At 43.9% G+C, this 7,043-nt stretch carries 8 protein-coding genes; 7 read left to right on the top strand and 1 reads right to left on the bottom strand.

Translation table 11 applies throughout. The annotated features are described in order from the left end of the window. From F6J99_RS39065 to F6J99_RS39045, 5 genes are all read left to right on the top strand, one after another. Positions 1-313, top strand: a 313-nt coding sequence (locus F6J99_RS39065) for a glycosyltransferase (RefSeq protein WP_293121440.1), incomplete at its 5' end; no start/stop codon positions are given. Positions 314-397: 84 nt separating this feature from the next. Further along, positions 398-1,420, top strand: coding sequence for a glycosyltransferase (locus F6J99_RS39060; protein WP_293121438.1), 1,023 nt, complete (start codon positions 398-400; stop codon positions 1,418-1,420). Positions 1,421-1,556: 136 nt separating this feature from the next. Further along, on the top strand, positions 1,557-2,915 hold the full coding sequence (locus tag F6J99_RS39055; protein ID WP_070394042.1) for an oligosaccharide flippase family protein: 1,359 nt from the start codon (positions 1,557-1,559) through the stop codon (positions 2,913-2,915). A 145-nt stretch (positions 2,916-3,060) separates the two neighbouring features. Beyond that, the gene (locus F6J99_RS39050) at positions 3,061-3,855 is read left to right on the top strand and encodes a 2OG-Fe(II) oxygenase (RefSeq protein WP_075901556.1); all 795 of its coding nucleotides are present in this window, start codon (positions 3,061-3,063) and stop codon (positions 3,853-3,855) included. Positions 3,856-4,121: 266 nt separating this feature from the next. Next, complete coding sequence (locus F6J99_RS39045) at positions 4,122-5,537, top strand: O-antigen ligase domain-containing protein (RefSeq protein ID WP_293121435.1); 1,416 nt, start codon at positions 4,122-4,124, stop codon at positions 5,535-5,537. On the opposite strand, the gene F6J99_RS39040 is transcribed toward F6J99_RS39045, so the two are convergent. Next, positions 5,534-5,692 (bottom strand): hypothetical protein, encoded by a 159-nt coding sequence (locus tag F6J99_RS39040; RefSeq protein ID WP_293121433.1) that lies wholly within the window; start codon positions 5,690-5,692, stop codon positions 5,534-5,536. The genes F6J99_RS39045 and F6J99_RS39040 overlap by 4 nt on opposite strands. A gap of 86 nt (positions 5,693-5,778) precedes the next feature. Between F6J99_RS39040 and F6J99_RS39035 the strand changes: the two genes are divergently transcribed. Next, entirely contained in the window at positions 5,779-5,904 is a 126-nt protein-coding gene (locus tag F6J99_RS39035) for a hypothetical protein (RefSeq protein ID WP_293121431.1), read from the top strand. Positions 5,905-5,943: 39 nt separating this feature from the next. Further along, on the top strand, positions 5,944-6,954 hold the full coding sequence (locus tag F6J99_RS39030; RefSeq protein WP_293121429.1) for a glycosyltransferase family 2 protein: 1,011 nt from the start codon (positions 5,944-5,946) through the stop codon (positions 6,952-6,954). Positions 6,955-7,043: the final 89 nt, after the last annotated feature.

Below are 7,043 nucleotides of genomic sequence, written 5' to 3'. Positions count from 1 at the left end.
AGCCGTGGGTCGTCCAGTGATTACTACTTATGTTGCTGGGATACCTGAGTTGGTGAGTGATGGCAGCTGTGGTTGGCTAGTGCCACCCGGTTCTGTTGAAGCCTTAACCGCAGCAATGGCTGAAGCCTTAAACTCCCCGGTGGAAACCCTGGAGGAAATGGGTAAAGCTGGGGCGGAGCGGGTTGCTAGGCGGCATGATGTCGCAACAGAAGCTAAGAAATTGTCAGCCGTATTTTTGTCTAATCCTGAACTACCTCCAAAGCAAGCTCCCATTGAGGCACCACCAACTAGTACTAAGCTCTCACGCATTTAAATTGTGAATCAAATTGTGAATCGGGGCAACAGATAACCATTTTCAATAATTTCCTTTATTCCCGTTATTTTTAACAGTTAGCTGATGCGTTTTGTATTTTTGCTTCCAGACTTTTCAACAAGCACCACTTGGCAACGAATATACCGTGTTCTTAGCCGTCCTAAGCTAAAGCCAATTCAGAGTTGGGTTCGGCGTAGGTGGCTTTATAAATCCGAAGTAAACGGCGGAGACCTGAATATCATGCGTCACTGCTTGGCCGCTCGGGAATCTGGGGCTGATGCAGTAATTGCCACCATGACTGGTCGTAACACCTTTGGTAATACTTGGGGGATTCACAATTTACCCTTTATCCGTTGGGCAGATCGTCGTCCGGATGATGTATGCATTATTCCTGATTGGCTCACACTATTGATCAATGATGTCAAAGGACCAGCGATCGCTTATCTCCAGGTTCCAATTTTGGTTAAAGCTGATTTTGAGTATCGAGATAGCCGTGTGGCTCTTTGGACAGACTCTCCCTTCATGAAGGAAGTATGCGAAGCCGCTTATCCTGGCAAAGACATTGAGATCGTTCCCAATGTCGTTGATAACGAGGCATTTCCATTTATTCCTCAAGCAGAAAGAGAAGCAGGTTTGGTCTTCGCCTTTCCCAGAAAAGGCCCTGAGTTCATCACCCAGACTGAGGAATGGTATCAAAAGCTAGGTGGTACATACTGGAGATTTGAGCGTGTAGATGGACTTCCCTTTCAGGAACTAGCAAAGCAGTTTAGACGACCACAAGTTTTCCTGGCATCTGCAGAGGTTGAGGGTTGTGCCCTTCCTCCCCAAGAATCCATGGCAGCAGGAATTGTAGTAGTGGGTAAGACTGCCCGTGGGGCAAATTTCTGCATGGAACACCGTAAGACTGCGATGGCTGCCGAGACTCCTGAGGCTGCAGCACGATCTCTTTTGGAACTAGAGCATGCAGAACTTCGTGACAATATTTCACGCAATGCTCACAACTATATCAGTCGTTATTTCTCATCTCAAGAGCCAGCCCGTTTCTGGCAAAAGACCGTTCGGGAGTATTCATCTGGTGCTCAACAAGTAGTATCTACATCGCGGTAACTTAAAACCTAAAACCTATATTACACAACATACTCAGATATCAGCTGTAGAGCCAATTTTTAAAACTAATCAAATTATCTGATGCCTTTAAGTCTGCAACCCCACCCATCCCGTCTACCTACTCGGAAATCTAACCATGTCCTCATCACTTAAAAAACAACTCCTCCGTGGGGCTATTTGGACAGTAGCTGGTTATGGAACAAGTCAGTTTCTGAGACTGGCAAGTAATCTTGTTCTGACCCGGCTGCTTGCACCAGACTTTTTCGGCTTAATGGCTCTAGCCAACGTTTTCATCATTGGCTTACGGTTATTCTCCGATGTCGGCATTGGTCCAAGCATCATCCAGAATAAACGTGGGGATGACCCAGTTTTTCTGAATACTATCTGGACTATTCAGGTTTTGCGGGGAATTGTGCTGTGGGTGTCTTGTCTGATAATTACTTGGCCAGTTGCCCATTTCTATAATAACCCGCAGCTGTTATGGCTGATGCCAGTAATTGGTGTGATTCCACTGATTGAGGGATTTAACTCCACTGCTGTGTGGAGCCTCAACCGCCACATGGCATTTGGCAAGATCATGATGTTTGAGCTGGTGGTGCAATTGTCCGGCCTGATCGTGATGCTCGTTTGGGCTTTTTTCAATCGGACAATCTGGGCTCTTGCTGCTGGAAATGTGGTGACGGCATTGGCAAAAATGATATTCAGTCATTGGTTAATTCCTGGAATATCAAACCGCTTTACCTGGGAAAAAGAGGCAGCCAACAACATCTTTTCCTTCGGGAAATGGATATTTATTTCAACGGCGCTTACCTTTCTCGCGACCCAAGCCGACCGACTAATTCTAGGCAAATTGTTTTCATTCACACTATTGGGGATTTATGGTGTTGCCTTTAATTTAGCATACCTACCTTCTCAGGTAATCTCGGCAATTAGTTCTAAGGTTCTTTTGCCAACTTTTTCTCAGCTGGCTGATTTGCCTCGGGAAACCTTTCGGATCAAAATTTGGTACAATCGCCAACTTATCCTAGTGGTTGCAGCATTGATGTTGACAGTCAGTACTGCTTTTGGAGATATTGCGATTTTTATCTTATATGATGAGAGGTTTTATGAGGCGGCTTGGATGTTACCAATCTTGACCCTAGGCATCTGGCCTGCATTATTGATTGATACCGTTCAGCAAGCTCTGATGGCTCTTGGAAAGCCAAACTATAACGCTTACAGTCAACTGGTCAAGAGTCTTAATGTTTGTATTGGCATACCCCTAGGATTTTATGTGATGCAAAAGTTTGGCAATGGAGCACTCGGAGCAGTAGTCGTGATTGCCTTCAATGACATTCTCCCTTATCTAGTAATAACTTATGGTCTTTGTCGTGAAGGGCTTTCCTTTATTAAGCAAGACCTCTGGGCTACTTCACTACTGTTGACATTACTGATGTGGGTGATTTGGGCTCGATATATGTTGGGGTTTGGATATCCCATCAGTGGACTTTTTTAAAACAGGGAACAGCAGAGCAGGGAACAGGGAGCAGGGAGCAGAAAATAAAAATTATCACAATTCCTACAAAAATAACTAGTATTAATTACTAATAAAAAAATACCACCCATATAAATTGACTAAGAGACTAAAATTGGAAAATAAAATGGATTCAAAATTAAACTATTGCCTAGATCCAGAAAAGTTAACTAACTTTGCGAAGGATAATTGTGAAGCCTACGCCCAGGCTGAGCCATTTCCACACATTATCATGGATAACTTCTTTCCAGAGGATATCCTAGATAATATTCTGAATGAGTTTCCTAAATCTGATGAAATTGATTGGCAAAAGTTTGAGGCTGCCCCAGAAAAAAAACTGGCCTCAAAATCGGAAATTCAAATGGGAGAATACACCCGATTTTTTTTGTATCAGCTCAATTCATCAACTTTCCTTAACTTTTTAGAAACCTTAACTGGCATTGATGGAATCATCCCTGACCCTCATTTTGTTGGTGGTGGCTTGCATCAGATCGAAAAAGGTGGTTATTTAAAAATCCATGCTGATTTCAATCGCCATACAAAATTGCGCCTTGACCGCCGCTTAAATCTTCTGATCTATCTCAACAAAGATTGGGAAGAAGACTATGGTGGTTATTTTGAAATGTGGGATAAAGAGATGACAAAGTCTCAGAAAAAAATTCTCCCCATCTTCAACCGATGTGTCATATTCAGTACTACAGATTTTTCCTATCACGGACATCCTGATCCATTAACTTGTCCAGAAGGACGGACTCGGAAATCTTTGGCACTTTACTACTACAGCAATGGCAGACCAGCTGAAGAGCTTTCCAAGGGTGGCGATCATTCCACATTATTTAAGGCTCGACCAGGAGAAAAATTACAACTTAAAAAATCTCCAGTAACCAAAGTCAAAAAATTTCTGAATAACTTAATTAGTTAGTAAGCGGTCAGTGGTCAGCGGTCAGTGGTCAGCGGTCAGTGGTTAGCCGTCAGCCGTCAGCCGTCAGCCGTCAGCCGTTGGCCTTTGGCACCTCAAGTAGCGTGGGCGTAGCCCATAAGCTGATAGCTGATAGCTGATAGCTGATAGCTGATAGCTGATAGCTGATAGCTGATAGCTGATAGCTGATAGCTGATAGCTGATAACTGATAACTGATAGCTGATAATTACTCAAGCAACTCTGTTCACGTTCATGCCCAAAAAAGCCAATGAGTTTTTTAGTCCCCATCGTCATGTTCGGCTGGATTCCAGTTGTGCTTTATCTCTTCATGAGAATTCCAGCTCAGCGGGCAGTCATTGTGAGTTTTATCGTAGCATGGCTATTCCTACCCGTGGCAGAATATGCTTTGCCTGGTCTACCTGACTATACTAAGATGTCGGCAACTTGCTACGGTATTTTGTTGGCTACGTTTATATACGATGTTGGGCGTTTTAGCTCCTTTAAATTCAGCTGGATAGACTTGCCCATGCTGATTTGGTGCCTATGTCCATTGGCTTCATCTATTACGAATGGCTTGGGGGCTTACGATGGGTTCTCTACTGTTTTGACGCAAACCTTGACCTGGGGAGTACCCTATTTTCTCGGTCGGATATATCTCCATAACTTGAGTGGATTGCGTGACTTGGCAATTGGCATTTTCATGGGCGGGTTGGTATATGTTCCCCTATGTTTGTACGAAATTCGCTTTAGTCCGCAGCTCCATAGGATATTGTACGGCTTCCATGCTCATCCTGACTTTGGCCAAACCATGCGTTACGGGGGATGGAGACCGACAGTATTTATGATTCACGGTTTGCCAGTGGGTATGTGGATGATGGCAGCTAGTTTAGTGGGAATTTGGCTATGGCACACTGGGGTGATCAAACAACTCTGGAATATTCCCATGAAGTGGCTGGTAGCTGCGTTGTTGATCACATTTATATTGTGCAAATCCACTGGTGCCTATTTTTTACTACTCTTAGGAGTTGGCATCTTGTTTTTTGGCAAGCATTTTCGCACTGCTTTGCCAGTCTTTCTCCTAATTGGGCTTATTTGTTCTTACTTATACATTAACTCACAGACTGAAACCTACGTTAGTGATCAGATTATCTCAAATGTATCGAATGTAGTTCCTGAAGAACGTATCCAATCCTTACAGTTTAGATTTGATAATGAAGAGTTACTTGTAGATAAAGCACGGGAACGGATCGTGTTTGGCTGGGGAGGATGGGGAAGAAGTCTGATATTTAATGACAACGGTGAGCAAGTTACAGTTCCAGATAGTTTGTGGATTATTGCCTTTGGTGAAACTGGTACCGTTGGACTAGCCAGCCTGACCACATCCTTACTAATGCCGGTGTTGACTATGTTTTGGTTCCGTTGTCCAGCGGAGTTGTGGCCAAAGCGGCAAGCGGCACCAGTGGCGGTGCTGACCGTGGCTGTAGCGTTGTACATGGTGGAATTTATGCTCAATGCCCATGGTAATCCAGTCTTTGTATTGGCTTGTGGAGGACTATCAGGATTGGTGGTCAAAGAACCTACAACCAATAAGGTGAAAAAAGCCCCTGCATTGGCACCCCAGCGTTCTCGGAATCAAAATCGGAATCAAAATCGGAATCAACGAAGACAAGTTCAACGGAATTAGGGATGATATAGCAGGGAGTAGGGAGTAGGGAGTAGGGAGTAGGGAGTAGGGAGTAGGGAATAGGGAATAGGGAATAGGGAATAGGGAGTAGGGAACAGGGAGCAGGGAACAGGGAACAGGGAACAGGGAATATAAAAATTAGTAATTGGTTCCAAAAAATATGTGTAGATATGTATAAAATATAACTATTAAAAAACCTATAGTAATTAATATATACAAAAACTATTAATAGTAATACTAAATGAATGAGGATGATTTTTTTTCCCTACTCCCTACTCCCTACTCCCTACTCCCTGTTCCCTGTTCCCTGTTCCCTGTTCCCTGTTCCCTGTTCCCTGTTCCCTGTTCCCTTTGGTATAACAATTAATTATTTTTTTATAAGGTAAATAAATATCAAAATTTAGTTATGTCTAATGAAGTAAAAAAGAATACCATAAATTCTTTACTTATAGTAATTGTTAACTACAAAACCCCTAGTTTAACTATAGACTGCTTACGCTCTCTAGCGGATGAAATCCCAGGTTTATCGAATACTACGGTAGTAGTGGCAGATAATGCCTCTGGGGATGGATCGGCTGTTGCCATTAAAAATGCGATCGCAAACGAAAACTGGGGTAGTTGGGCATCGGTGATGGCACTAGAGCACAATGGTGGATTTGCCTTTGGCAATAATGCTGTGATCCGCCCAGCCCTGACGTCTAATCAGCCACCGGATTATGTGTTGTTGCTCAATCCAGACACCATTGTTCGTCCTAGAGCCATCAAAACCCTGGTGGAGTTTATGAGTGACCATCCCCAGGTGGGTATTGCTGGGTCTCGCCTGGAAGAGCCTGACAGTACCCCTCAGTGTTCAGCATTTCGGTTTCATACCGTCCTCAGTGAGCTAGATTCTGGTTTGCGTCTCGGTATCGTATCGACATTATTATCGAAGTGGGTAGTTTGGCCACCGATTCCTGATCAACCCTGTCCAACGGATTGGGTAGCTGGGGCAAGTATGATTATTCGTCGGGAAGTGTTTGAGCAGGTTGGCCTGATCGATGAAGCTTATTTCATGTATTACGAAGAAATGGACTTTTGCCTGCAAGCCCAGAGAGCTGGCTGGGAATGCTGGTATGTCCCTGAAAGTCGCGTAGTCCACTTAGTTGGGCAAAGTTCAGGTGTTACCGACACCAAGCGTCCACCCAAACGCCGACCCCAGTATGTCTTTGATTCTCGGCGACGGTATTTCCTCAAAAATTATGGTTGGTTTTACGCTGCTCTAGCCGATCATACCTGGGCTTCTAGTTATTTATTGTGGCAATTGCGTCGAGTGGTTCAAGGTAAGCCCAATCTTGAGCCGCCCCAGTTACTTACTGATTTTCTCCGCAATAGTGTGTTTTGTAAAGGTGGTGCCTTTAGTAGTCCGAAGATTTCTTGATTAGCTATTAGCTATCAGCTTATAGCTAATCTTATACCCATGAGGTACAAAGGGATCCCCCTAAATCCCCCTTATTAAGGGGGATTTAA

It is taken from the genome of Moorena sp. SIO4G3 (assembly GCF_010692305.1).
In the GTDB taxonomy this organism is placed as follows: Bacteria; Cyanobacteriota; Cyanobacteriia; order Cyanobacteriales; family Coleofasciculaceae; genus Moorena; species Moorena producens_A.
This window is presented reverse-complemented; position numbering and strand designations above follow the sequence as displayed.

What these genes read in the sequence shown, in the direction of transcription:
- F6J99_RS39060 (WP_293121438.1), top strand. Translation starts at nt 398, where the DNA reads ATGCGTTTTGTATTTTTGCTTCCAGACTTTTCAACAAGCACCACTTGG.
- F6J99_RS39030 (WP_293121429.1), top strand. Translation starts at nt 5,944, where the DNA reads ATGTCTAATGAAGTAAAAAAGAATACCATAAATTCTTTACTTATAGTA.
- F6J99_RS39055 (WP_070394042.1), top strand. Translation starts at nt 1,557, where the DNA reads ATGTCCTCATCACTTAAAAAACAACTCCTCCGTGGGGCTATTTGGACA.
- F6J99_RS39050 (WP_075901556.1), top strand. Translation starts at nt 3,061, where the DNA reads ATGGATTCAAAATTAAACTATTGCCTAGATCCAGAAAAGTTAACTAAC.
- F6J99_RS39035 (WP_293121431.1), top strand. Translation starts at nt 5,779, where the DNA reads ATGAATGAGGATGATTTTTTTTCCCTACTCCCTACTCCCTACTCCCTA.
- F6J99_RS39045 (WP_293121435.1), top strand. Translation starts at nt 4,122, where the DNA reads ATGAGTTTTTTAGTCCCCATCGTCATGTTCGGCTGGATTCCAGTTGTG.